This is a genomic window from Burkholderiales bacterium (assembly GCA_035518095.1).
GTDB lineage: Bacteria > Pseudomonadota > Gammaproteobacteria > Burkholderiales > JAHFRG01 > JAHFRG01.
Genome location: DATIXX010000071.1, coordinates 31,252 through 56,528, shown reverse-complemented (window position 1 = coordinate 56,528; position 25,277 = coordinate 31,252). Strand labels below are relative to the sequence as shown.

Below are 25,277 nucleotides of genomic sequence, written 5' to 3'. Positions count from 1 at the left end.
CGTCCGGGGCGTGGCCACGTTGATAAGCTGTGGAATGCAGAAAGGCATAATTCCGGCATAGCGATCACCTTCTCGTCAACTGTTTGCCCAGCAATTATAGTATTTACGGGAGGCGGCGGATTCCCCGAACAATCATACCGAAGCTCGATTAGAGTCCTCGCTTAAGACTCTGCGCCCGATGGCCGCGGAGGTTCGCCGGCAATGAGCGAATTGTACTCGACGAGAATCCAAAAAATTACACTTTTGAACCGGATTTACCGCATTTCTGGCAATTTTTGGATCTACAGGCGCCGAGGTAAATTGTCGGGAGAAATGGTGGAGTCGAGGAGGATCGAACTCCCGACCTTCGCATTGCGAACGCGACGCTCTCCCAGCTGAGCTACGACCCCGAGGGCTGTTATCTTATACTCAATTGACATACGCGTAAATTGCGCAGTCAGGCGCCGAAAAATAACGCGAGCGCGAAAATACAAAAACCGATATCTGTCTTGGCGTGCTTGGAAAATTCCAGTTTTTTTCAGATCACCGCACGCAACGTTAGGCGTGTTTGCGATAGCTCCAAAGGATCATCCCGACACCAGCGAAAATCATGGGTAAAGAAAGCCACTGTCCCATGCTCAAACCCAACGCAAGCAGGCCGAGAAACGAATCGGGTGCGCGAGTAAATTCCACTAGAAAACGGAACAGCCCGTAGAAGATCAGAAACATCCCGGACACGGCACCGAGCGGCCGAGGCTTTGCGGAATACAGCCACAAAATAATGAATAGTACGACTCCTTCCAAAGCGAATTCGTACAGTTCGGAAGGATGGCGCGGCACATTATCCACTGACGGGAAAATCATGGCCCACGGAACGTTGGTGGGCCGTCCCCATAACTCGCCATTAATAAAATTGCCGATGCGTCCTGCGCCCAACCCTAGTGGTACCAACGGTGCGATGAAATCGGTTATAGCTAACCAGTGCTTCCGGTATTTGCGGGAAAACAGCCATAATGCGAGGACAACCCCGAGTAATCCGCCGTGAAAGGACATGCCGCCTTCCCAGATGTAGAATATTTTGATCGGTTCGTGCAGGTAATCGGAAAACTTGTAGAACAACACATAGCCCAGGCGGCCGCCGAGAATTACTCCCAGTACGATGTAGAAAAGCACATCGTCAAGTTGGTTATAGGTCCATCCAGAATTGGGTTGAGTTTTTATGCGGTACCGTCCTAATAACATGCCCAGGGCAAATCCTAAAAGGTACATCAATCCGTACCAGTGAACTGCGAGTGGCCCGATGTGCACTGCAACCGGATCAATCTGCGGATGGACGAGCATTGTTTTGGAATAGGTTGTACGCGGTATTTCCGTTAGAATTGCAATTATACGTAAATACACCTCCTTACCGACCGCTTTTCGAGGGACTGTCATGCCTTTGAACCTGCGCAGCAGAGCCGTTACCGAGGGCGACGAACGCGCGCCTAACCGTTCCATGTACTACGCGATGGGATATCACGACGTCGACTTCGGAAAACCCATGGTCGGCGTAGCCAACGCCTACAGCACCATTACGCCCTGCAACGCCGGCTTGAACCAGCTGGCAACGCGCGCCGAAGCGGAACTCAAATCGGCCGGGGCCAATCCGCAGGTGTTTGGCACCATTACCGTGTCCGACGGGATTTCCATGGGCACCGAGGGCATGAAATATTCGCTGGTTTCGCGCGAAGTGATCGCCGACTCGATTGAAACCGCGGTGCAGGCGGAATGGATGGACGGAGTGCTGGCAATCGGTGGCTGCGACAAAAACATGCCCGGAGCGTTGATGGCGATATCGCGCATGAACATTCCGTCGATTTTCGTCTATGGGGGCACCATCAAGCCCGGACATTACAAGGGCAAGGACCTCACCATCGTTTCCGCCTTCGAAGCCGTGGGCGAATTTACCGCCGGCCGTCTCAGCCGCGACGATTTTAAGGAAATCGAACGCCGTTCCTGTCCAGGCGCGGGTTCTTGCGGTGGCATGTATACCGCGAATACCATGTCCACCAGCATCGAAGCGGTTGGCATGAGCCTGCCTTATTCTTCAACCATGGCCGCGGAAGACGCGGAAAAAACGGAGAGCGCGGCGCAATCGGCGCGCGCCCTGATCGAGGCGATTAAAAAACAAATCCTTCCGAGGCAAATCATCACTCGCAAATCCATCGAGAATGCTGTTTCAGTGGTTATGGCGACCGGCGGATCGACCAATGCTGTTTTGCACTGGCTTGCCATTGCCCACGCCGCACAGGTGCAGTGGGTGCTCGATGATTACGAGCGCATACGCAGCCGCGTGCCGGTGCTGTGCGACATGAAACCCTCGGGCAAATATGTTGCAACCGATCTGCACAAGGCGGGCGGTGTACCCCAAATCATGAAGATGCTTTTGATCCATGGGCTGATCCACGGTGATTGCCTTACCATCACGGGCAAGACGGTAGCTGAAAATCTCAATAGTGTTCCTGATGACCCGGCCACAAACCAAGATGTCATCAGACAATGGGACAACCCGCTTTACCCGCACGGCCATCTTGCGATTCTGAAGGGCAACCTCGCCACTGACGGCTGCGTTGCGAAAATTACCGGCCTGAAAAATCCGGTAATCACCGGACCGGCCCGCGTCTTTGAATCGGAAGAAGCATGTTTGAAAGCCATACTCGGCGACAAAATCAAGCCGGGCGACGTGATTGTGATTCGCTACGAAGGGCCCAAAGGAGGGCCGGGAATGCGCGAAATGCTTGCCCCGACCTCGGCCATCATCGGCAAAGGTCTGGGTGACAAGGTCGGGCTGATTACCGACGGCCGTTTTTCGGGCGGCACCTGGGGCGTGGTCGTCGGGCATGTTGCGCCTGAAGCTTTTGTCGGCGGCACCATTGCACTGGTGCAGGAAGGCGATTCGATCACTATCGATGCCATCAAGCGCATACTGCAGCTTAATGTTTCTGATGCGGAACTTGTGCGCCGCAAAGCCGGCTGGCAACAGCCAGCGCCACGCTATACCCATGGGGTCATGGCAAAGTACGCAAAACTTGTGTCTTCAGCCAGCTTGGGCGCGGTCACCGATTGAATACGCGCATCCGCATTTCCTGGTCTCAAGATGAACTCTCCGCGACGCTGCGGAGCACTCCGACCGTGAAAAAACTGCTTGCGGCGCTTCCGTGCGAGGCGCGCGCCCAAACCTGGGGCGATGAGGTTTATTTTTCAATCCCGGTGGAATCTGTGTTGGAAAAAGACGCAACACAGGTTGTCGAGCCCGGGACGGTTTGTTTTTGGGTCGAAGGTCGTTCCTTGGCTTTGCCTTTCGGTCCGACGCCCGTTTCCGAAAGTAATGAGTGCCGGTTAGTGACGCGCGTCAATGTTCTTGGCAAGATTGACTGCAATGCGAATAAACTCAGGACGGTCAAGGACGGCGATCGAGTCCGTTTGGAACCGCTCTAGCGGGCTCGGCACATTGCCGATTTTTGCTCCTGAATTATGTCCAATCACCTTGCGAATGAGACCAGTCCTTATCTGCTTCAGCATGCGGAAAATCCCGTGAATTGGTATCCGTGGGGAGATGAGGCTTTACGGCTGTCGCGCCAGCAGGACAGGCCCATACTGCTCTCAATCGGATATTCTGCCTGTCATTGGTGCCACGTAATGGCGCACGAATCTTTCGAGGATTCCGAGGTCGCCAAATTGATGAATGAGCACTTTATCAACATCAAGGTGGACCGTGAGGAACGACCTGACCTTGACCAAATTTACCAAACCGCGCAGTACATGCTTACGCAGCGCACCGGCGGCTGGCCGCTTACCATGTTTCTCACGCCCGACCAGAAACCGTTTTTCGGCGGCACTTATTTTCCCAAAGAAGCGCGCTATAACCTTCCGGGATTTGGCGACCTGTTAAAGCGTGTTGCGGACTTCTATCACCAGCACCGGGACGAAATTGATATGCAGAGCCAATCTCTGCTTGCCGCCTTGCAGCGCACTTTGCCTGAAACAGCCCAGCAAGTGGTGAGCGCAGAACCCTTGCAGCAGCTGCTGGAGCAATTGCACAACGGTTTCGATCCGCTGCACGGCGGCTTTGGCGATGCTCCCAAGTTCCCGCACACCGCCGAAATCGAGTTTTGCCTGCGGCGCTTCGCAGCAGGCCGTGACGACAATGCACTTCACATGGCCACCTTTACACTTGAGAAAATCGCCATGGGCGGCATTTACGACCAGTTGGGCGGCGGATTTTGTCGTTACAGCGTGGATCAAAACTGGATGATCCCGCATTTCGAAAAAATGCTGTACGACAACGGCCCGCTGTTGCGGCTGTATTCCGACGCCTGGCAGGTGACGCACAATCCGCTGTTCAAGAACGTGACAGAAGAAACTGCAGCCTGGGTGATGCGCGAAATGCAATCCGCGGAGGGTGGTTATTACTCCACCTTGGATGCGGACTCCGAGCATGAAGAAGGCAAGTTCTACACTTGGGTGCGCGACGAGGTCGCGACGCTGCTCAACACAGAAGAATATTCCGTTGCCGCTGCGCATTACGGATTAGCTGATGAGCCGAATTTTGAGGGCAAGCTTTGGCATTTGCACGTCAAGAAAAGCGCGAGCGAGGTCGCAAACGCGCTTTCCGTACCGCAACAAGAAGTCGAGCAACGGCTGGCTTCGGCGCGCAGCAAGCTTTTTGCGGCGCGGGAAAAACGCGTGCATCCTGGACGCGACGAAAAAATTCTCACAAGCTGGAACGCCTTGATGATCAAAGGCATGGCGCACGCGGCGCGAGTTTTTGCCAACCCGGACTGGCTTCTCTCGGCACAACGCGCGAGCGATTTTATTCAGAGTTCCTTATGGAGAAACCGCCGTTTGTTTGCCACCTGTAAGAGCGCCTCGGACTCGCGCCGCACAGAGCGTGAAGGAACACGGAGCACTGGCAGAGCGCATTTAAACGCCTACCTTGACGATTACGCGTTCCTGCTGGATGCGCTGCTCGAACTGCTGCAGACTGAATTCCGCGGCAGGGACCTCGAATTCGCAACACAACTGGCGCAAGTCATGCTGGCGCAATTTCAGGACCGGGAATTCGGAGGTTTTTTCTTCACCAGTCATGATCATGAGAAACTTATTCACCGTCCCAAATCCGGCTACGACGGCGCTACACCTTCGGGCAACGGCGTCGCCGCTTTCGCTTTGTTGCGGCTGGGTCACATTCTGGGGAACCGCGACTACTTAAAAGCCGCCGAGGACACACTAAAACTTTTCTATCCGGAATTGAGTCGCAGGCCCGGCGGCTACACCAGCATGATTATGGCTTTGGAGGAAATTCTCAGGCCGCCGCAGGTTATCATTTTGCGCGGACAAAAAAATTCCCTGGATCAATGGCAGCGTGAATTGCAGCAGGACTACCTTCCGCGCGCTTTGATTCTGGCTTTGCCGGATAACCTTGAAGGGCTGCCCCAAATGCTTGACCGCAAGGCGGCCGGACCGGTCCACGCCTGGGTCTGCGTCGGCGATAGATGTTTGGCGCCGATAAGCGATCTGCAGCGTTTGAAGCAGTTATCGAAAAGCGACCTCGTTCCATAACCTTTGTGACATATTACGTCGTCGCACAAGTACGATGGCATTGCCGAATGTATTCCACACTATAATTGCCACAACAATCGCGATTATTCAGATCTATTTTCCAAAATTGACAAGGCATACTTGACTGCGGATAATCGTTCGCAGATTGTATCTATTCAAAGCAAACATGAAATTAAGCCGAGCTCTTGCATTGGCCGTTCTGGCGGCAGTTCTGGCGCTCTACGGTTGCGGCAAGCAGCAGGCACCCTCATCGGAACTGGTCGTTAAAATCGGCTCGGTTGCACCGCTCACGGGCCCGCAAGCGCACCTGGGCAAAGACAACGATAACGGGGTGCGTATGGCAATTGACGAAGTCAACGCGGAGCACCTGGTAATCGGCGGCAAGCCAGTCCATTTCGAGCTCATCAGCGAAGATGATCAGGCCGATCCAAAAACAGCCACTATCGTTGCGCAAAAACTGGTCGACGAAAAAGTGAACGCCGTTATTGGGCATCTCAATTCCGGAGCTACGATTCCCGCGTCGAAGATTTATCACGATGCAGGTGTCGTGCAGATTTCCCCGTCCGCGACGGCAATACCGTATACGCATCAGGGCTTCAAAAACGCTTTCCGCGTCATGACCAATGATGCGCAGCAAGGCAAAGTGCTTGGCGATTTCGCGGTAAGAGATATGGCAGCAAAAAAAATCGCCATCATTGACGACCGCACCGCGTACGGCCAAGGATTGGCGGACCAGTTCGAGAAGGAAGCAAAGGCCGACGGCGGGGATATCGTGGCACGCGAATACACCACCGACAGAGCAACCGACTTCATGGCAATATTGACTTCCATCAAAGGCAAGCAGCCGGACCTCGTTTTCTACGGTGGGATGGATGCGCAAGCAGGTCCGATGGCAAAGCAGATGAAATCGCTGGGATTGAATGCCAAATTTCTCGGCGGCGATGGAACGCAAAGCTTCGAATTTATAAAGCTTGCCGGAGCGGATGCTGAAGGTGTAACAGCGTCTTCGCCCGGGCTGCCCCTGGCAAAAATGCCCGGCGGCGAAGAATTTCTCAAAAAATTTGAGTCAAAATACGGCAAAATTCAGATCTACGCGCCTTACGCCTACGACGCAACCATGACACTGGTTGAAGCCATGAAACAAGCGGATTCGGTTGATCCCGCCAAGTATTTGCCTGTGCTCGCGCATATTCATCGCAACGGAGTGACCGGGCCCATCGCTTTCGATTCGAATGGCGATGTCCAAGGTGGCGCAGTGACCCTCTATCGAGTCGAAAACGGAAGCTGGGTGCCGCTGGAAACGCTGGGTCAAAGCGTTGCAGCATCCCAGACAACTGTTCCCGCGGAAACTAAACCCCTGGGTTCGCTTAACCAACGTTATTAAGCGAAGTTCTTTCCTGCACGCAGCGCCTTAGGAACCTCTGATTTAATCCGCCAGGTAGTGGGTTGCAGGCGAGGAATGACCGGATGCAACGCGCGCCGGGCAACGCGCTACAGCCTAGTAACGCGAGCTCAAGCGACGCCGCAGATGACCGTCCAGTCGCAGCAACCCCGCGGGACGGCTGCCGCGACAGGGTCAGCGAAGCTTGGGGTGCGGGAGCGGCAGCATAAGCGCCCCATTTTTACCGTGTTTCTTGCGTCAACTTGCGCTCCTTCCCGCACCACGCTGCGCGAGACCGAGTACAGGGCGCTTTTCCGCTTCCTGTGCTTTGCCGTTCATCGCTTCGCGCTTGGGAACCGAAAAACGCACCGTCGCGCACGTACAGGACCAAATCAGAGGTTCCCTTCGCCGTTTTGCCGTATAGAATCGATTTATGGATATTTTTCTCCAGCAGATAATTAACGGAATCGTGCTGGGCAGCGTCTACGCCCTGGTGGCGTTGGGCTACACCATGGTGTATGGCATCCTCGGACTTATTAACTTTGCCCATGGCGAAGTGGTGATGATTGGCGCTATGGTCGCGCTTGCCGTAATCAACGCCTTGAGCGGCACTGCTCTTCCCGGCCCGGTGATCGTTTTGCTGGGACTGCTGGTCGCCGTGCCGGCCTGTATGGCTCTGGGATATGGCATCGAGCGCGTCGCTTACCGGCCGCTACGCCACGCCCCGCGGCTTGCACCGCTAATCACCGCAATCGGTGTTTCCATCGTGTTGCAAAACAGCGCGATGATCATTTGGGGGCGCGAGTACATTACCTTTCCCCCGCTGCTGCCTTCCAAACCCCACTTCATCGCAGGCGCCGCCATTTCCGACCTGCAGATTTTCATCGTTCTGCTAGCCGCCCTAATCATGGTGGCGCTGCTGATTCTGGTCCACCATACCCGGCTGGGAAGGGCGATGCGCGCCACTGCGCAGAGCGCCGAAGTGGCGGGCCTGATGGGTGTCAACGTCAACACCATCATCTCAATTACTTTTATTGTCGGTTCTGCGCTCGCCGCGTTAGCCGGCGTGCTGGTGAGCGCCTATTACGGTCTCGCGCATTATTACATGGGCTTTCTGCTCGGGCTTAAGGCCTTCACGGCAGCGGTACTGGGAGGGATCGGAAATTTAGGCGGGGCGATGCTGGGCGGGCTTTTGCTGGGCATCATTGAAAGCCTCGGAGCCGGCTACATAGGGCCACTCACCGGAGGCTATCTGGGCAGTAACTACCAAGACGTGTTCGCTTTCTTCGTGCTGATTCTGGTATTGGTGTTCCGTCCTTCCGGTTTGCTTGGCGAGAGAATTGCGGAACGCACATGAGCGGCCTGGGGAAACTGAAACGCAATCCACGCGCCGCTTGGGTCGCATTCGCCCTGCTTGCGATATTGCTTGCCTTGCTTCCGTTCCTCGCCGGTTCTCTACTGGGCCGCAGCTGGGTGCGCATCCTCGATTTTGTACTGCTGTACATTATGCTGGCGTTAGGTCTGAACATTGTGGTTGGCTTTGCCGGTTTGCTCGATTTGGGGTATGTCGCGTTTTTTGCGGTTGGCGCTTATATGTACGCACTGCTCGCCTCGCCGCAGTTCGGCATTCATTTGCCATTTTGGGCGTTGCTGCCCCTCGGGGCTGGCGTAAGTTGTATTTTCGGCGTGCTCATCGGTGCGCCTACGCTTCGGTTGCGCGGCGACTACCTCGCCATCGTGACCTTGGGCTTCGGCGAAATTATCCGCATTTTTCTGAACAACCTGGATGCACCCGTCAATATTACCAATGGCCCGCAAGGCATAAATAACATCGACCCGGTGAGTATCGGCGGATTCTCCTTCTACCAGACTCACCGGCTCTTCGACGTCAATTTTTCCTCGGTATATAACTATTATTATCTATTCCTTGCGCTGACAACTCTGGTCATTTTCGTTTCCATGCGTCTGCAGGATTCGCGCATCGGCCGGGCCTGGGCCGCGGTACGCGAAGACGAAGTGGCGGCGAAGGCAATGGGTATCAACACGCGCAATATCAAACTGCTGGCATTTGCGATGGGCGCAAGTTTCGGAGGCGTGAGCGGCGGCCTGTTTTCCGCATTTCAGGGCTTCATAAGTCCAGAGAGCTTTACTCTCATAGAATCGATCATGATTTTGTGCATGGTGGTGCTGGGTGGCATGGGCAATATAGCGGGCGTGGTCCTGGGCGTGGTGCTGCTCGTGGTGCTGCCTGAAGCACTGCGTTATATCGGACCTGCCGAGCAGGCGCTACTGGGCCGTGTTTTTGTCGATCCGGATGATCTGCGAATGCTGATCTTCGGGCTCGCGCTGATTCTGGTCATGCTGTTTCGCCCCGCGGGCTTATTGCCTTCCACAATCCGCAAGCGGGAATTCGCAGCCGAGGACGAAGCCGAATCCCAAGACGGGATCCCTACATGACCCTGCTTGAAGCACGCGGCGTCAGCAAACATTTTGGCGGACTGCTCGCGCTCGATGCAGTTAGCCTATCAGTGCAAAACGGGGAAATTTACGGTCTCATCGGCCCCAATGGTGCCGGCAAGACTTCCCTATTCAATGTGCTGACAGGCCTTTATTCTCCCGACAGCGGAGACTTTTTCTTCGACGGCGAAAAGCTGGTAGCCACTAAGCCGCACGTTGTAGCCGAGCGCGGGATTGCGCGCACGTTCCAGAATATCCGTTTGTTTGGCAACATGAGCGCGCTGGAAAACGTTATGGTGGGGCGCCACCTACGAACGCATGCCGGGGTGATCGGAGCGGTGCTGCGCAACGCGCGCACGCGCGCCGAAGAAGCATCTATCCGTTCCCGCGCGCTGGAGCTTTTGCAGTATGTCGGCATTGCCGCGCACGCAAATAGTCTGGCGAGTCACCTGAGTTACGGCGATCAGCGCCGGCTGGAAATCTCCCGCGCGCTTTCCACCGAACCTAAATTGCTCGCGCTCGACGAGCCCGCGGCTGGAATGAACGCCACCGAAACCGCGGAACTTCAAAAATTACTCGAAACTATCCGCCATGACGGCGTGACCGTCTTGTTGATCGAGCACGATGTAAAGCTGGTGATGGGATTGTGCGACCGCGTAGCGGTGTTGGATTACGGCAAAAAAATCGCCGAGGGTACCCCGCAGCAGGTGCAACATGATCCGGCTGTGATCGAAGCATACTTGGGCGGCGCGCTCGCGTGAACCTGCTCGAAGTGCGCGGATTGAAAGTATCCTACGGCGGCATCAATGCGGTAAAGGGCATAGATCTGGACATTAGCGAAGGTGAAATGGTTGCGCTGATTGGTTCAAATGGGGCGGGCAAAACCACAACTTTGAAGGCAATCTGCGGCTTGCTGCTTCACGTTACAGGTGAAGTGCGCTACTGCGGCAACTCGATCATGCGGCTGCCTAGTTATCAGCTGGTGCGTCGCGGCGTGGCGCTGGTGCCGGAGGGGCGCGGTATTTTTGGTAGGCTTACCGTTGAAGAAAACCTGGAAATGGGCGCTTACTGCCGCGTTTCCGACAAGCAGGAACTAGAACACGTTTACCAAATGTTCCCGCGCCTCAAGGAAAGGCGCAGTCAAACCGCGGGCACGCTCTCGGGCGGAGAACAACAGATGCTGGCTATAGGTCGCGCACTTATGAGCCGGCCGAAATTGCTGCTGCTCGACGAACCGAGCATGGGATTGGCACCTCTTATGGTGAGTAAAATTTTCGAGACGATTATGGGCGTTGCCAAGCAAGGCGTTACGCTGCTGCTGGTTGAGCAAAACGCCAAGCTTGCGCTCGAAGCAAGCCAAAAGGCTTATGTTATGGACGGGGGGCTGATTACCTTGAGCGGCCCTGCGCAGGACTTGCTGAACAACCCGCGAGTACGCGAAGCTTACTTGGGAGAATAAGATGAAGGAGATTAGATCGCTGATTCGCACCGTTCCTGATTTTCCCAAACCCGGCGTTATGTTCCGCGATATTACGACGCTGCTCAAGAATCGAGACGGATTTCGCAGCACCATAGTTCAACTTTTCGACAAATACCGGGGCGTAAAAATAGATAAAATTGCAGGAATCGAATCACGCGGTTTCATTATCGGAGCAGCGCTTGCCTACCGCTTTAAAGCAGGCTTCGTGCCGATCCGCAAGAAAGGGAAGCTTCCGGGGGAGAATTTCGGGCACGACTACGAACTGGAATACGGAACCGACCGACTGGAAATTCACTGCGATGCTATTGCGCAGAACGAAAATGTTCTGGTGGTGGATGACTTGATTGCCACCGGCGGCACCGCAGAGGCCGCTGTCAAGCTGATCAACAAAACCGGCGCACAGATTGTAGGCTGCGCGTTCGTGATAGATTTACCCGATTTGGGCGGTCATAAGCGCTTAGAGAAGCTCGGCCACAGCGTGGTGGCCCTGTGCCAGTTTGAAGGACATTAAAATACGTCAACTATCGTCCTCGGGCCTGCCATATTTGCTGGAGGCATAGGCTAATATCAAAAGCGCAAAGCTAAGTATTACGATCGATCCAGTTATGGTCAGCAACAGATAGAGGTGAAAACTATCTGATACCTTCTGCACATCAACGACCAAATGTCGCGAAAGAGCGGTTATCGCGACGTATATGAGGAACTGGACCGGCAGATGATGCGTTTTGAAATAGATGCCCACCATTGCTCCCAGCTCCAGGTATATAAAAAGCAACAAAATATTCTCCAGAGCCGCGTGTCCGCTTTGCATTATGCGGATATATTCATATACCGCCGACCAAACAATTGTGGCACCGATAACGAACAGCGCAATGTAATGAAACAAGTCCACCAATACGCCGCCAATTTTTTGGATACGATCTGTGTTGTATTTCATGATTGTCAATCCAACGGAAATAGATCGCTTAGCTCACCCAGTCCCGTGCGATCAAAAACTCCTTGTACAACTTTTCTTCGATGCTTTTCGGCTTGGGCCTCCAATCATAGCGCCATTTCACGTGCGGCGGCAGGGATATGAGTATGGACTCCACGCGTCCGCCGGACTGCAGGCCAAATAGCGTGCCGCGGTCGTAAACAAGGTTGAATTCCACGTAGCGCCCGCGCCGAAGGGCCTGAAATTCACGCTCGGGTTCACCGTAAACCGTGTCCTTGCGGCGCTCGAGGATCGGCACGTAAGCAGGTAAAAAATGATCGCCAACGCTTTGCACGAGCTTAAAGCACTTCTCAAAATCATGCTCGTTGAAGTCATCGAAAAATATCCCGCCTATTCCTCGCGGCTCGTTCCTGTGTTTGATGAAAAAATATTCGTCGCACCATTTTTTGAACCGCGGGTAATAATCGGCGCCGAACGGTGCCAGCGCATTCTTGCAAGTTTGGTGAAAATGCACGCAGTCTTCCTCAAAACCGTAATAGGGCGTCAAATCCATACCGCCCCCGAACCACCATACGTCGGGAGCAACTTCCGATGAACGTGAATAAGCGCAGAGGAATCTCACGTTTAAATGTACGGTAGGTATATAAGGATTGCGGGGGTGCACGACAACCGATGCGCCCATCGCGTCAAACGGACGGCCGGCCAGCTCGGGGCGCGAGACCGTTGCTGATGGCGGCAGCCTTTCGCCATGTACATGCGAGAAATTCACCCCCGCGCGCTCAAATAGTTGTCCTTCTTCAATCACGCAACTTATGCCGCCGCCGCCAGCGGGGCGGTCCCAAAATGCTGTGCGAAACTGCCTGCCGTCAATCTTTTCGAAATGATCCACGGTGCGCGACTGCAACTGCAGAAGGTAATTCTTAACGGGTTCCGAATTCATGGATTGAGTTTTAGCATGGCAACGTCGAGGAGCGGCGGAAAGTGAATCAAGCTTCGGTTTCTTTTAACAAGTATTGGTTTTTGTCTGGCACCATTCCGGCGCGGATAGCCAATCCCCCGCTCAAAATGATCGCTTGAAAACGCGGAGCAGGAGAGGCATGGAGTCCCGGCCGACATAGCGAATCAATGTTTTTGGAATTTGACAGCGCGATATCCGATATCGCGTCGCATCTGCATGCCGTCGAAGCGGATGCCTTGTGCGATCTCGTAAGCGCGACGCTGGGCCATTCTGACATTGTCACCCAATGCGGTGACGCATAGCACCCTGCCGCCGCCGGTGACCACGCTTTTGCCGTTGACCTGGGTTGCGGCGTGGAATACTTTAAAGTCGTCTCCGGTCTTGGGCAAACCGGTAATGACGTCGCCCGTTTTCGGCTCGTCTGGGTAATTCGCGGCCGCAAGCACCACTCCCAGTGCCACCCTGCGATCCCATTCAGTCTTCACTTTATTCAGAGTTCCATTTAGCGCGTGTTCCACCATGGTGACCAGGTCGCTTTTCAGGCGCAAGATAATTGGCTGAGTTTCGGGGTCGCCGGTGCGGCAGTTGAATTCCAGCACTTTGGGATTGCCTTTGCCATCGATCATCAGTCCGGCATAGAGGAACCCGGAGTACGGAATGCCATCATTCGCCATGCCCTTTATTGCGGGCTGTATGATTTCGCGCATTACCCGATTATGCAGTGCGGGTGTTACCACCGGAGCCGGCGAATACGCGCCCATGCCGCCGGTATTGGGGCCTTTATCTTCGTCGAGTAATCGCTTGTGGTCCTGGCTGGTGGCAAGCGGCAAAATATGCTCTCCGTCGCACATCACGATGAAGCTTACCTCTTCGCCCTCCAGATAATCCTCGATGACCACGCTAGCGCCCGCCTTGCCCATTTTGCTCGATACCAGCAGCATATCGGCCGCGTGGTGCGCTTCATCTGTATCCATTGCCACCACCACCCCTTTGCCGGCCGCCAGGCCGTCGGCTTTGATCACGATGGGTGCACCGTGTTTGTCGATATGCGCATGCGCTTCGCGGGCATTGCTGAAAGCAGCAAACTTGGGCGTCGGGATGCCGTGGCGCTGCATGAATGCCTTAGCGAAGTTCTTGGAGCTTTCAAGCTGTGCGGCTTTTTGCGTGGGGCCGAAAATTTTTTGGTTGTGGGCGCGAAATTCGTCCACTATGCCCGCCGCGAGAGGCGCTTCAGGACCGACCGTGGTGAAATAAATCGACTCTTTTTGAGCAAATAGCACGAGTTCCTGGATATTGGTGACTGGCAGGTTTTCCAACCCGTTTTCGCGTGCGGTCCCGGCGTTCCCGGGAGCAACATACACTTTCTGGATGCGAGGTGATTGTGCGAGCTTCCAGGCAAGCGCATGTTCCCGGCCGCCGCCACCGATGACGAGAAGCTTCATGAGTACGTGAGGAGTAAGCGGTGAAGGGTGAGGAGTGCCTGCATAAATAGTTTAATACACCTTACTCCTTACGCCTTACTCGTTGCTAGTGTCTGAAGTGGCGCACGCCGGTAAAAACCATAGCGATGCCGTGCTCGTGCGCTGCCGCAATCACCTCGTCATCACGCATGCTGCCGCCGGGCTGAATAACCGCCCGCGCGCCCGCCCGCACCACGAGGTCCACTCCATCCCGGAATGGAAAAAACGCGTCTGAGGCCACTACTGAATTCTGCAAGCTCAAGCCGGCGTTCTCGGCTTTGATCGAAGCGATGCGCGCGCTGTCCACTCGACTCATCTGCCCGGCGCCTACGCCCAGCGTTTGCCCGCCGCCGGCGAATACGATGGCGTTGGATTTGACGAATTTAGCAACGCGCCAGGCAAACAGCAGATCGTCTATTTGCTGGAGCGTCGGCTGTTTTTTTGTAACGACCTTTAGTTGCGAGGCTGTGACATTGAGATCGTCGGGCGTTTGGACCAGCAGCCCGCCCCCTATGCGCTTGTAGTCGTGCGCGTTCGCGCCTTTTTCCAGCGCAATCTGGAGCACGCGGATATTGGCTTTTTGCGAGAGTATCTCCAGGGCATCGGGCAAGACGGCCGGCGCGAGCAGTACTTCTACAAATTGCTGGATCACGGCGCCCGCAGTTCGAGCATCCAGCTCACGGTTGAATGCGATGATACCGCCGAATGCGGAAGTGGGGTCGGTGGCGAACGCCAGCTTATACGCCCGCAGCGGGTCCGTGGCCACAGCAACTCCGCAGGGGTTGGCGTGCTTCACGATAACGCACGCAGGCTGCTCGAACGTCTTTACGCATTCCCATGCCGCATCCGAATCGGCGATATTGTTATAAGAGAGCTCCTTGCCTTGCAGCTGCGCATAATTGCTTAAGCTCCCGGGTACCGCGCCAAGTTCGCGGTACAGTGCCGCGTTCTGATGAGGGTTTTCACCGTAGCGCAAATCCTGCACCTTGCTGAAGTTGAGGTTTAGCCGGCGTGGAAATGGGGCGCGCTCGCCTTCCAGCGTGATCGCAGTTAGGTAATTGCTGATCGCCCCGTCGTAGGCCGCAGTATGGGAGAAAGCTTTCCGCGCAAGACGGTAGCGGGTTTCAAGGCCGATCCCGCCGTTGGCCGATTGCATTTCGCCGATCAGTTCGCGGTAATCGCCTGGGTCGGTCACCGCGGCGACGTGCCGAAAGTTCTTGGCGGCGCCGCGCACCAGAGTTGGTCCGCCGATATCTATGTTTTCTACCGCCTCATCCAGGGTGCAGCCGGGCTTGGCAATAGTCTCCCGAAATGGGTACAGGTTTACCACCACCATATCGATGGTCGGTATTTTTGCCTTGCTCAAGGTCTGCATGTGCTCCGATAGATCACGCCGTGCCAGAATGCCGGCATGGATCTTCGGGTGCAGAGTTTTTACGCGCCCGTCCAACATTTCAGGAAATCCGGTGAAATCCCCGACTTCAGTAACGTTAACCCCTGCCTGTGCAAGCAGTTTCGCGGTACCGCCGGTGGATAATATGCTGATGCCGAACTGCCGCAAACTCTTGGCAAATTCCACGACGTCGGTCTTATCGGAAACACTAATGAGGGCTCGTTTAACTACGGCCATTTTGCGGTTCCAGGAACGAGGAATGAGAATTCAAGGCTCGCAAAGCGCTACTGGACGCTGCGCTCGCGCGAGGCGTCATCAAAGGTTCCTTAACCCTTGATGCGGTAGTGGTGCATCTTTTTGCGCAAAGTATTCCGGTTCAGCCCCAACATTTGCGCGGCATGGGTCTGATTGCCCTTGGCACGATGCAGCACCAATTCCAAAAGTGGTTTTTCTATGGAACGAATTACCATGTCGTATATAGCGCAAGGCTTTTCTCCGTCCAAGTCCTTGAAATAGCCGTCAATGGCTTTTCGAACGCAGCGGGCGATGTCGTTTTCGTCAATCATGCCGCTGCGAGTTCCACTGGCTCTTGGTACAAAATGCGCTTCCCGCGCTCTGCCAATTGGTCGAAGAAGCGGTTTACCGCAGCAAGCTGCTCAGGGCTGCTTTCCAGTTGATTTATGGCGTGGCGGAACGCGCCAGAGCCGATCAATCCCTTTGTGTACCAGGAAATATGCCTGCGCGCTATTCGCACTCCTAAGTATTCGCCATAAAACTGGTAGAGATCATTAAGATGCGCATTCAGAACACGGCGAATCTCCTCGACTTCGGGCGCCGGCAAATGTGCGCCGGTCTCGAGATAATGGCTGATTTCCCGGAAGATCCACGGTCTGCCTTGTGCTGCGCGGCCGATCATCACAGCATCCGCTTTGGTGTAATCCAAAACGTGTTTTACCTTTTCCGGCGATGTGATATCGCCGTTGGCGATAACCGGAATGTTCGCTTGCGTTTTCACCTCAGCGATAGTGTCATATTCGGCATGGCCTGAAAAACCGCAGGCGCGAGTCCGTCCGTGAACCGCCAGCGCCTGGATGCCGGCATTTTCAGCAATCCGGGCAACGCTCAAGGCATTCCGGTTCTGGCGATCCCAGCCGGTACGGATTTTCAAAGTAACTGGAACTTGCACCGCCGACACCACCGCATCGAGGATCTCGCCGACCAGCCGCTCATTCTGCATTAAGGCCGATCCGGCCATAACATTGCAGACCTTTTTTGCCGGGCATCCCATGTTAATGTCAATAATTTGCGCCCCCTGGTCCACATTGTATTTGGCAGCCTGCGAAAGCATTTGCGGATCTGCCCCAGCGATTTGCACCGATATTGGCTCAACCTCGCCTTGGTGGTCGGCCCGGCGCAAGGTCTTTTGCGAACCCCAAAGCAGGGAATTGCTCGACACCATCTCCGATACCGCCATTCCCGCGCCCATTTTTTTGCACAGCTGGCGGAAAGGACGGTCGGTGACGCCAGCCATTGGAGCGACAATGAGATTGTTCTTGAGTTGATGAGCGCCAATTTGCATGATATTTACTTCGTGGCAGGGGTGTAATTGTAATCGCAATTTTATGCGTTAGAAAAGTGGATTAGAAATTTCTTGCAGAACTCACTACAAGGTACAAGAAGCTAAAGAGTATTAGCGCACGCAAGCGCCAAAACAAATGCTGCAATCAACCCCGCGTACCGAAAATCATACGTCTCATCAAGAAACGTTTTGCCGCCGGCATTGCATCTAGGGCGGCAAGCGCAAAACCGCGCGCCGCGGACAAAGGCGCGCTGTCGCGGGTAAACAGCCTTAACAGCGTGTCGGTAAAGAAAATTCCTCCGTAACGGTCAAGCCGCCGCCGCCCGCGATAAGACCTCAGCATTTCCGATGCGCCAAGTTGTTGCACCGTACTGCGCAGAATTATTTCGCTCAATTCCCAGGAGTCGCGCAATCCCAAATTGAATCCCTGCCCTGCAACGGGGTGCAGGGTTTGCGCGGCATTCCCTAAAATCACCGTCCGCTGCAGGGTAGGACTGATCGCATACTTGAGTTTTAGCGGAAAACTGGCGCGCTTCCCGGTCCCTGTAAATCCGCCAAGCCGGTCGCCAAAGTGTTGGTGCAAGCGCTGCAAAAACAACGCGTCGTTCAGGCCGCACAGCTTCTCGGCAACTTGGGGACTGGTGGTCCAGACCAACGCTAATTTTTCGCCGAACGGCAGCAGCGCGATGGGTCCTTGAGACGTAAACCGCTCATAGGCGACATTGCGATGCGGCGCGCGCGTGTTGACCTGTGTTACCACGGCGTTTTGATGATAATCCTTTTCCCTGTGCGTCACCCCTTCGACACCCTCGAGATTGCGTCCGCCCTCGGCCACAACCAGAAGTTTGCAGCTGACTTGTCGCATATTGCCGAGGTAGGTGAACTCCGCCTTTGCCGATTCTGCGCCGGCTTCAATGCGCAAAACAGTCGCGCCCCTTAAACAGCCGTTCAAGTCATGCTGCAAAGCTGACTGCAGTTCGCTGTAGGCAACGACGTAGCCCAAGGCCGGAACGCCGGCTTCCGCAGCACTCAGCACGCTGCGACCGAAACCACCGCGTTGAGAAACGTGGATGTTCAGTATCGGGGTCGGGGCCGCCACCCGCTTCCAGACCCCCAAATGCTCGAGTATTAAGCGGCTGCCGTAGGACAGCGCGAGCGGCCGGGAATCACTGGCTAAGGAGTCCTTTGCTTCAAGCAGCACCACGCTCAAGCCACTGCTGCGCAAGGCGAGCGCCAAGGCGGCGCCGGTAGGACCGCCACCGACGATCACGATATCTGCAGACTCAGGCGGCATTGTCTTGCATCAGCTTCTCGATAACTTCGATTTTCTTAGGCGCGGCGTCGGTCAACACGTCCCGGCCCTTTGACGTGACCAGCACATCGTCTTCAATACGCACGCCGATATTCCATAATTTCTGCGGCACACCTTTTCCCGGACGCACGTAACAGCCCGGTTCAACGGTCAACACCATTCCCGGCTTGAGCTCGCGCCATTTGCCGCCGCGTTTGTAATCACCCGCATCGTGCACGTCCAATCCCAGCCAGTGTCCGGTGCGGTGCATGTAAAACCGCTTGTAGTCGCCCGACTCCAGCACTTTGTCCAGACTGCCTTTGCACAGACCCAGATCGATCATGCCTTGCGCTAACACCTTGAGCGCCGCGCCGTGCGGCCGGTCCCAGCCGTTGCCGGGTTTTACCGCAGCTATTGCCGCTGTCTGCGCTTCGAGAACCAACTGGTAGACATCTTTCTGCGGGCCTTTGAACCGGCCGTTCACCGGAAAAGTGCGGGTGATGTCCGAAGCATAGCCGTCGAGCTCGCAGCCGGCATCGATGAGCAATAAATCGCCGTCCTTAAGCCTTGCGCTGTTTTCCACGTAATGCAATACGCACGCATTGGCTCCGCCTGCAACGATGGGCGTATAAGCCGGAGCTTGCGCACCGCGCCGGCGAAATTCGTGTATCAGCTCTGCTTCAATTTCGAATTCCCCCTTGCCGGGGCGGGTCGCGCGCATTGCCCGACGGTGCGCACTCGTGGAAATTTCCGCGGCTTGGCGCATCAGTACAAGTTCGTGGCTGTCTTTGATGATTCGCATTTCGTCCAGAATTCGGCGCACGTCCTTAATTTCTCCGGGAGCGGTGACGCCACTGCGCGACTCGCTGCGCACATTGTTCAGCCAACCGACGATGCGCGCATCCCACCGTTCGTCTGTTCCCATTGCATAGTACAGAACCGGCTGGTCAGCCAGCAGCTTGGGCATAATTTCGTCAAGCGCGGCAAGCGAATGGCCCTCGTCAAATTCAAAGTGCTCGCGCGCTCCCTCCGGGCCGTAACGGTAGCCGTCCCACACTTCACGCTCGGGGTCCTTGTCGCGACAAAACAGAATGGATCTGGGTTTCTTGCCGCCAATCAACACCAACGCTGCTCCCGGCTCGGCAAAGCCGCTCAAGTAATAAAAGTAGCTGTCGAAGCGATATGGATAGTGCGCGTCGCGGTTGCGCACGCGCTCGGCTGCAGTCGGTATAATTGCAACTCCGGCTTGCATTTCATCTAACAGTTTGGCGCGGCGCTGCGCGTAAATGGAGTAATTGCTCATCGGCGACAGTTGATGCACAAGAAATTATAATCCGAAACCCTGCTCAGCCCGCACGTTTGGCACGCAGCAGAGTATCGAGTGCACGAAGACGTTCTGAAGTGCCGATATCCATCCACAGTCCGTGAAACTGTTCGCCAGTGACTTTTCCGGCTTCAATCTGGGCGCGCAACAGCGGCGCGAGTTTAGCTTTTGCGCCAGGCGCAACACCCGCGAATGCCGCGGGATGATATAGGCCGATACCGCTGTAAGTAAGTTGCGGCTGGCCTTGCAGAGTCACTTTGCCCCGGGCTAGGCCAAAGTCGCCCTGGCGGTGGTGGTCCGGATTATCCACCAGCACCAAGTGGGCAACACATCCGCTTGCAACGAAGTTGCCTGCCTTCGACTTCAGCAACTTGAAATCAAACTCGCAAAAAATATCCGCGTTGACCACTACAAACGGCTGATTTCCGATCAATGGCAGCGCGTTGGCGATCCCGCCCGCCGTTTCCAGCGCTTGCGCTTCAGGAGAGTAAGTGATGTGTACCCCGAAGCGTGCGCCGTCTCCCAGCGCAGTTTCAATGAGGTTTCCGAGATGCGCGTGATTAATGACGATTTCCTTGAACCCCGCCGCCGCAAGGTTTTCCAAAATCCACACTATGAGCGGCTTGCCCGCGGCGGGCAACAAAGCTTTTGGCAGGAGATCGCTAACCGGGCGCATGCGCTCGCCCCGGCCGGCAGCAAGGATCATGGCACGCACTTTGGCGAACTCAAAGGTTGTAACTGACGCGCGCACTCCGCCCTTCCAGCTCGTCCAGTAGCTTGAGCAGCGGCGTGAAATCCGAATAGCGTTCGCAGGCTTTGCGCAAGTACTGCATCACCCGAGGTAGATCCTTAAGGTACCCCTCTTTGCCGTCGCGGTAATAAAGGCGGGCGAAAATGCCCAGGACCTTCAGGTGTCTTTGGATCCCCATCCATTCGAAATCGCGGTAGAATTCCGCAAAGTCGGCGGCTACCGGGAGTCCCGCCTTCCTGGCGCGCTCCCAGTAGCGCACCACCCAGTCCAGGATCCGCTCTTCGTCCCAGCATACATAAGCATCCTTGAAGAGTGAAACCACATCGTAGGTAATCGGCCCGTATACTGCGTCCTGAAAATCCAGAATACCCGGATTGGGATCACCCACCATCAGGTTGCGCGAATGGTAGTCGCGGTGCACATATACCCGCGGTTGCGCAATATTGTTCTGCAACACTCGCTCGAACATCGAGTCCAGCACATCTGCTTGCCCGGGATTTAATCCAATTCGCAGTTTTTTGGCCACATACCAATCAGGGAACAGACGCATTTCCCTCAATAAAAGAGCTTCATCATAAGCCGGCAGCACGCCCGCGCGGCTCGCCCGTTGAATCTTGATCAAGGACTCGATCGCGTCCAGATACAAGCGATTAGCATTTCCGTCCTGCAGGGCCTGTAAATAAGTGATCGTGCCGAGATCGTCCAGCAGCAGGAAGCCATGCTTCAAATCGCTGGCAAGTACTCGCGGTACATGCGCACCCGCGGCATAAAACAATTCCGACACCTTTATGAACGGCGCGCAATCTTCATGCGACGGAGGCGCATCCATGACCATCAACGAACGGTCCTCAAACGTCGCACGGAAGTAACGGCGAAAACTGGCGTCTTCTGACGCCGATTCCAGCGTAAATGAGGCTCCGGGAAACTGCGAACCGACCCAGTTCTTCAGCAAAACAAAACGTTTCAAAAGCGTACCTTAATTGCCATAATGCTGAATTTGTGCGATTTTAGCACTTAAAAATCAAAACTGCCTCCGGCCATTCAATGCGCGATGGAAAAACTCCGTCCTACCTCTATTGCCTTTTTGTTGCTTTGTCTTTTTTCCCATACTTCGAATGCGGATGAAGATGCGCTCAAACTGAAATTGGATATGCGCCTAAACCCGTCACCTAAACTGCAAGAAGCGCTGCCGGTTTTCGTGGAAGCCGACCGCATCGAGGGAACGGGCCAAGAGAAAATAACGGCGCAAGGGTCAGCGGTGTTGCGCCGCGACGGGGAAGCGGTATTCGCGGATCGATTGACCTATTTTATCTCCGAAGACGAAATTGAGGCTGAAGGCCATGTACGCCTCGAGCAGCGAGGCAGTTCGGTACAGGGTCCGAAGGCAAAATTTAACATCGAACGCGACATCGGCTATTTTGAATCCCCGGAATTCAGTCTTCAGAAAAACCAGAGCAGGGGAAGCGCGGGGAATTTGCTGTTGGAAGGTCCCGAGATATACCACTTGGAACAGGCAAATTACACAACCTGCCCCGTTGGCAACGACGACTGGTATTTGCGTGCGCGCGATCTGAAAATCGACCAAGCCAATAACATCGGTGTGGCGCGCGACGCCAGCATCGTGTTCAAGGGGGTTCCAATCCTTTACACGCCGTGGATAGATTTTCCCGTGACCAGCGCGCGCAAATCTGGATTTCTGCCGCCTACAGTGGGCAATAGCAGCAACAGCGGTTTCGAGTTTACGCTACCTTATTACTGGAACATCGCGCCGAATTACGACGCGACTTTAGCTCCGCGGGTGATGTCAAAGCGTGGGGCTCAGTTTAATTCCGAATTCCGTTATCTGCAGCCGAGCTACTCCGGGATCGATCGCGTGGATCTACTTCCCGACGATCAGGTTGACCAAGATAAAACGCGCTACGCGCTGTTGTTCAATCACATGCAGGACCTCGGGAGCGGTTTTACCGGATCTGTGAATTACCAAAGGGTTTCCGACGATAATTATTTCCGCGACCTCAGTACCAACATTGCTTTCACATCGCAGGTCACTTTGCCGCAGCAAGGAACCCTGAGCTACAGCCAGCCATATTGGAATGCGACATTGACCGCGTTAGGCTATCAAACACTACAGCAACCGCAGGCACCAATAATTCCCCCTTACGAACCGCTGCCGCAGTTTAACTATAACGCGGCGCGCCAGGATGTCGGCGGATTTGATCTGTCGCTGACCAGCCAATACACCAATTTCTACCACGCTACACTCGTCAACGGCGAACGCTTCATAGCGTATCCGAGCATCAGCTATCCGCTGCAGAATTCCTACGCCTTTTTTACGCCTAAGATCGGTGTCAATTTTACTCACTATACGTTTAGCGAAAATGGTACTGCTCCACCTGACACCAACCGTGTAATGCCGATTTCCAGCATCGAGACCGGGCTCATTTTTGAGCGCCCCGCTTCGATTTTCGGCCAAAACTTAACGCAGACCCTCGAACCCAAGGTTTACTACCTCAATATCCCGTTCCGCGAGCAGAGCCAGATTCCTGTCTTTGACAGCGCACAAGCCGACGTCAATTATTCGCGCATATTCACAGAAAACGTATTCAGCGGCGGAGACCGCATCAATAACGCCAATCAGATGACGCTAGGGGTCACTTCGCGATTACTTTCCAACAACGGAGACGAGCGGCTGCGCTTTGACATCGGGCAGCGCCTGCTCATCGGTCAGCAGCGGGTCACTCTGAGCAGCACCGTGCCCAATTCACTGACGGGGCCCGGCACCACCACTACCACCGTCAACACAGCTTCGGATATCGTTGCCGCCTTCAGCGCCACGGTGATCCCCAAGTTGTCCGCTGAATCCGGCGTGGAGTATACGCCGTCCTCCAGCGACATCCAAAAATACAACATCAACTTCCGTTATCAGCCTGAACCGGGAAAAGTCCTCAATTTGGGTTACCGTTATATCCGCGGTTCGATTGAACAGACGGATCTCAGCGGGCAGTGGCACCTCGGTGGCGGGTGGTATGGAGTGGGTCGCTTCAATTATTCGCTTTTCGACAGTACGACTTTGGAGGGACTGCTCGGAGTTGAATATAATAGCTGCTGCTGGACGTTTCGCTTTGTTGCACACCGACTGACCACCGCGCAATCGCAGGCGACAACCGGTGTGTTTTTCCAGCTTGAGTTGAACGGACTTACCAAGTTGGGCTCTAATCCACTTTCGATTCTAAAACGTGAAATCCCGGGCTATACCAAAACCAATCAGCCGCTCGGCAGCACCGAACAGTAGCAATTCTATAACGATGCCCGAAGTGCTGTGCAAATGAGCGTGCTCAAGACTTATCTGCAACGCGCGTGCTGGATCGTGCTGGTAAACGCGCACTTTATTGCACCTATCGGTGCCGCCCAGACCGACGCCGCAAACACAAAGATCATTCCGCTCGATCGCATCGTGGCCGTCGTCAACGACGATGTGATTACCCAGTATGAGCTTGACGATCACATCAATCTGGTGGTCAACCAACTCAAAAAACAAGGGACTCCGCTGCCACCCCGGAACGTACTCGAAAAACAGCTCCTGGAACGCTTAATTAACGACCGCGTACAGCTACAGTACGCTAAGGAAACCGGTGTGCGCGTGGATGATACGCTATTGGAAAAGACTATGGAGCGCATTGCCCAGAACAACAAAATGAGTCTGCAGCAAATGCGTGACACGTTGGAGCGCGATGGCGTGAATTTCAATCATTTCCGCGAGGAGATACGTAACGAGATCATCATGACACGGCTCAAGGAACGGGATGTGGACAATAAAATCGTAGTGACCGACAGCGAAATCGCGAATTACCTGAAATCCCAAGCGGCTCTGGGCAAAGAGGATGAATATAACCTGGCGCATATTCTGGTGTTGGTGCCGGAGCAGGCAAGCCCGGAACAGATCCAGGCCAAGCGCGCCCGCGCCGAGCAGGCCCTGGAGCAGATAAAAAACGGGGCGGATTTTGCGCAGATCGCAGTGAGTTATTCTGACGCGGCGGACGCATTGCAAGGTGGCGCTTTGGGCTGGCGTCCAGCAGGCCGGCTACCAACACTATTTCTTGATGCCTTGCGCTCGATGAAGCCGGGCGACGTAAGCGGCATATTGCGTAGTGCCAACGGCTTTCATATCATCAAATTACTGGACGAGCGTGGCAAGGACGCTACGATTGAGGTGCAACAGACCCATGTCCGACATATTCTCGTTAAAACCAGCGAGCTGGTATCGGACAGCGAAGCGCGCGCGCGCCTGCTCAACCTCAAGGAGAGGCTCGAGAACGGTGCTGACTTCGCGGAACTGGCGCGCCTTAACTCCGAAGACGGCAGCGCTGCGCAGGGTGGCGATTTGGGTTGGATTTCTCCGGGCGATACCGTGCCCGATTTCGAACACGCCATGAATGCGCTCAAGATCGGACAAATCAGCGATCCGGTGCGGTCGCCATACGGCTGGCACCTCATTCAGGTGTTGGCACGGCGCGAACAGGATGTTACCCATGATCGCGAACGGCTGCTCGCGCGCCAAGCCATACGGGCACGCAAGGCCGATGAAGCCTACGAAGAATGGCTCCGGCAGTTGCGCGACAGCGCCTACGTGGAATACCACTTGAACGACAAGTAAATTCATCGTGGCGTAGAGAGGATCGGTAATGATCG

The 25,277-nt window shown here is 55.0% G+C and carries 22 protein-coding genes and 1 tRNA gene; 11 read left to right on the top strand and 12 right to left on the bottom strand.

Annotation, left to right across the window (positions count from 1 at the left end):
- Positions 1 to 313: 313 nt before the first annotated feature.
- Positions 314 to 389 (bottom strand) — tRNA-Ala (locus VLV32_11405).
- A gap of 148 nt (positions 390 to 537) precedes the next feature.
- The gene (gene lgt / locus VLV32_11400) at positions 538 to 1,320 is read right to left on the bottom strand and encodes a prolipoprotein diacylglyceryl transferase (protein ID HUL42492.1); all 783 of its coding nucleotides are present in this window, start codon (positions 1,318 to 1,320) and stop codon (positions 538 to 540) included.
- 91 nt (positions 1,321 to 1,411) lie between these two features.
- On the opposite strand from lgt, the gene ilvD reads away from it, so the two are divergent.
- The 9 genes from ilvD (at position 1,412) to VLV32_11355 (ending at position 11,409) form a co-directional block, all read left to right on the top strand.
- Positions 1,412 to 3,085 (top strand): dihydroxy-acid dehydratase, encoded by a 1,674-nt coding sequence (gene ilvD / locus VLV32_11395; GenBank protein ID HUL42491.1) that lies wholly within the window; start codon positions 1,412 to 1,414, stop codon positions 3,083 to 3,085.
- Positions 3,082 to 3,456, top strand: coding sequence for a cyclophilin-like fold protein (locus VLV32_11390; GenBank protein HUL42490.1), 375 nt, complete (start codon positions 3,082 to 3,084; stop codon positions 3,454 to 3,456). Before ilvD ends, VLV32_11390 begins: the two co-directional genes overlap by 4 nt.
- A gap of 36 nt (positions 3,457 to 3,492) precedes the next feature.
- Positions 3,493 to 5,580 carry a thioredoxin domain-containing protein gene (locus VLV32_11385; protein HUL42489.1) on the top strand — a complete coding sequence of 696 codons (2,088 nt, stop codon included), beginning with the start codon at positions 3,493 to 3,495 and terminating at the stop codon, positions 5,578 to 5,580.
- Positions 5,581 to 5,746: 166 nt separating this feature from the next.
- Positions 5,747 to 6,964 carry a branched-chain amino acid ABC transporter substrate-binding protein gene (locus VLV32_11380; protein HUL42488.1) on the top strand — a complete coding sequence of 406 codons (1,218 nt, stop codon included), beginning with the start codon at positions 5,747 to 5,749 and terminating at the stop codon, positions 6,962 to 6,964.
- Positions 6,965 to 7,394: 430 nt separating this feature from the next.
- Positions 7,395 to 8,318: a branched-chain amino acid ABC transporter permease gene (locus VLV32_11375; GenBank protein ID HUL42487.1), complete on the top strand. Its 924-nt coding sequence runs from the start codon at positions 7,395 to 7,397 to the stop codon at positions 8,316 to 8,318.
- Positions 8,315 to 9,418 carry an ABC transporter ATP-binding protein gene (locus tag VLV32_11370; GenBank protein HUL42486.1) on the top strand — a complete coding sequence of 368 codons (1,104 nt, stop codon included), beginning with the start codon at positions 8,315 to 8,317 and terminating at the stop codon, positions 9,416 to 9,418. The genes VLV32_11375 and VLV32_11370 overlap by 4 nt, the downstream gene beginning before the upstream one ends.
- Complete coding sequence (locus VLV32_11365; GenBank protein ID HUL42485.1) at positions 9,415 to 10,179, top strand: ABC transporter ATP-binding protein; 765 nt, start codon at positions 9,415 to 9,417, stop codon at positions 10,177 to 10,179. Before VLV32_11370 ends, VLV32_11365 begins: the two co-directional genes overlap by 4 nt.
- Positions 10,176 to 10,877, top strand: coding sequence for an ABC transporter ATP-binding protein (locus VLV32_11360; GenBank protein ID HUL42484.1), 702 nt, complete (start codon positions 10,176 to 10,178; stop codon positions 10,875 to 10,877). Before VLV32_11365 ends, VLV32_11360 begins: the two co-directional genes overlap by 4 nt.
- Position 10,878: 1 nt before the next feature.
- On the top strand, positions 10,879 to 11,409 hold the full coding sequence (locus tag VLV32_11355) for an adenine phosphoribosyltransferase (protein ID HUL42483.1): 531 nt from the start codon (positions 10,879 to 10,881) through the stop codon (positions 11,407 to 11,409).
- Positions 11,410 to 11,415: 6 nt separating this feature from the next.
- Here VLV32_11355 and VLV32_11350 read toward each other — a convergent pair whose 3' ends face one another.
- From VLV32_11350 to VLV32_11305, 10 genes are all read right to left on the bottom strand, one after another.
- A complete protein-coding gene (locus VLV32_11350; GenBank protein ID HUL42482.1) occupies positions 11,416 to 11,835 on the bottom strand; it encodes a phosphate-starvation-inducible PsiE family protein in 420 nt (139 codons plus the stop codon).
- Between the two features lie 28 nt (positions 11,836 to 11,863).
- Positions 11,864 to 12,772, bottom strand: coding sequence for an oxygen-dependent coproporphyrinogen oxidase (hemF, locus tag VLV32_11345; protein HUL42481.1), 909 nt, complete (start codon positions 12,770 to 12,772; stop codon positions 11,864 to 11,866).
- A gap of 182 nt (positions 12,773 to 12,954) precedes the next feature.
- The gene (gene purD / locus VLV32_11340; protein ID HUL42480.1) at positions 12,955 to 14,232 is read right to left on the bottom strand and encodes a phosphoribosylamine--glycine ligase; all 1,278 of its coding nucleotides are present in this window, start codon (positions 14,230 to 14,232) and stop codon (positions 12,955 to 12,957) included.
- A gap of 85 nt (positions 14,233 to 14,317) precedes the next feature.
- The gene (gene purH, locus VLV32_11335; protein HUL42479.1) at positions 14,318 to 15,880 is read right to left on the bottom strand and encodes a bifunctional phosphoribosylaminoimidazolecarboxamide formyltransferase/IMP cyclohydrolase; all 1,563 of its coding nucleotides are present in this window, start codon (positions 15,878 to 15,880) and stop codon (positions 14,318 to 14,320) included.
- An 89-nt stretch (positions 15,881 to 15,969) separates the two neighbouring features.
- Positions 15,970 to 16,206, bottom strand: a complete 237-nt coding sequence (locus VLV32_11330; GenBank protein ID HUL42478.1) for a helix-turn-helix domain-containing protein — start codon at positions 16,204 to 16,206, stop codon at positions 15,970 to 15,972.
- Positions 16,206 to 17,222 (bottom strand): tRNA dihydrouridine synthase DusB, encoded by a 1,017-nt coding sequence (gene dusB, locus VLV32_11325; protein HUL42477.1) that lies wholly within the window; start codon positions 17,220 to 17,222, stop codon positions 16,206 to 16,208. The genes VLV32_11330 and dusB overlap by 1 nt, the downstream gene beginning before the upstream one ends.
- Before the next feature lie 145 nt (positions 17,223 to 17,367).
- Positions 17,368 to 18,516 (bottom strand): FAD-dependent oxidoreductase, encoded by a 1,149-nt coding sequence (locus VLV32_11320; protein ID HUL42476.1) that lies wholly within the window; start codon positions 18,514 to 18,516, stop codon positions 17,368 to 17,370.
- The gene (locus VLV32_11315) at positions 18,506 to 19,816 is read right to left on the bottom strand and encodes an aminopeptidase P N-terminal domain-containing protein (GenBank protein ID HUL42475.1); all 1,311 of its coding nucleotides are present in this window, start codon (positions 19,814 to 19,816) and stop codon (positions 18,506 to 18,508) included. Before VLV32_11315 ends, VLV32_11320 begins: the two co-directional genes overlap by 11 nt.
- Positions 19,817 to 19,859: 43 nt before the next feature.
- Entirely contained in the window at positions 19,860 to 20,552 is a 693-nt protein-coding gene (locus tag VLV32_11310) for a nucleotidyltransferase family protein (protein ID HUL42474.1), read from the bottom strand.
- Positions 20,553 to 20,562: 10 nt separating this feature from the next.
- Positions 20,563 to 21,540, bottom strand: coding sequence for a phosphotransferase (locus tag VLV32_11305; GenBank protein ID HUL42473.1), 978 nt, complete (start codon positions 21,538 to 21,540; stop codon positions 20,563 to 20,565).
- Positions 21,541 to 21,738: 198 nt separating this feature from the next.
- Between VLV32_11305 and VLV32_11300 the strand changes: the two genes are divergently transcribed.
- Both VLV32_11300 and VLV32_11295 read left to right on the top strand, forming a co-directional pair.
- Entirely contained in the window at positions 21,739 to 23,880 is a 2,142-nt protein-coding gene (locus VLV32_11300) for an LPS-assembly protein LptD (protein HUL42472.1), read from the top strand.
- A 33-nt stretch (positions 23,881 to 23,913) separates the two neighbouring features.
- A complete protein-coding gene (locus VLV32_11295) occupies positions 23,914 to 25,242 on the top strand; it encodes a peptidylprolyl isomerase (protein ID HUL42471.1) in 1,329 nt (442 codons plus the stop codon).
- The last annotated feature ends 35 nt before the right edge of the window (positions 25,243 to 25,277 follow it).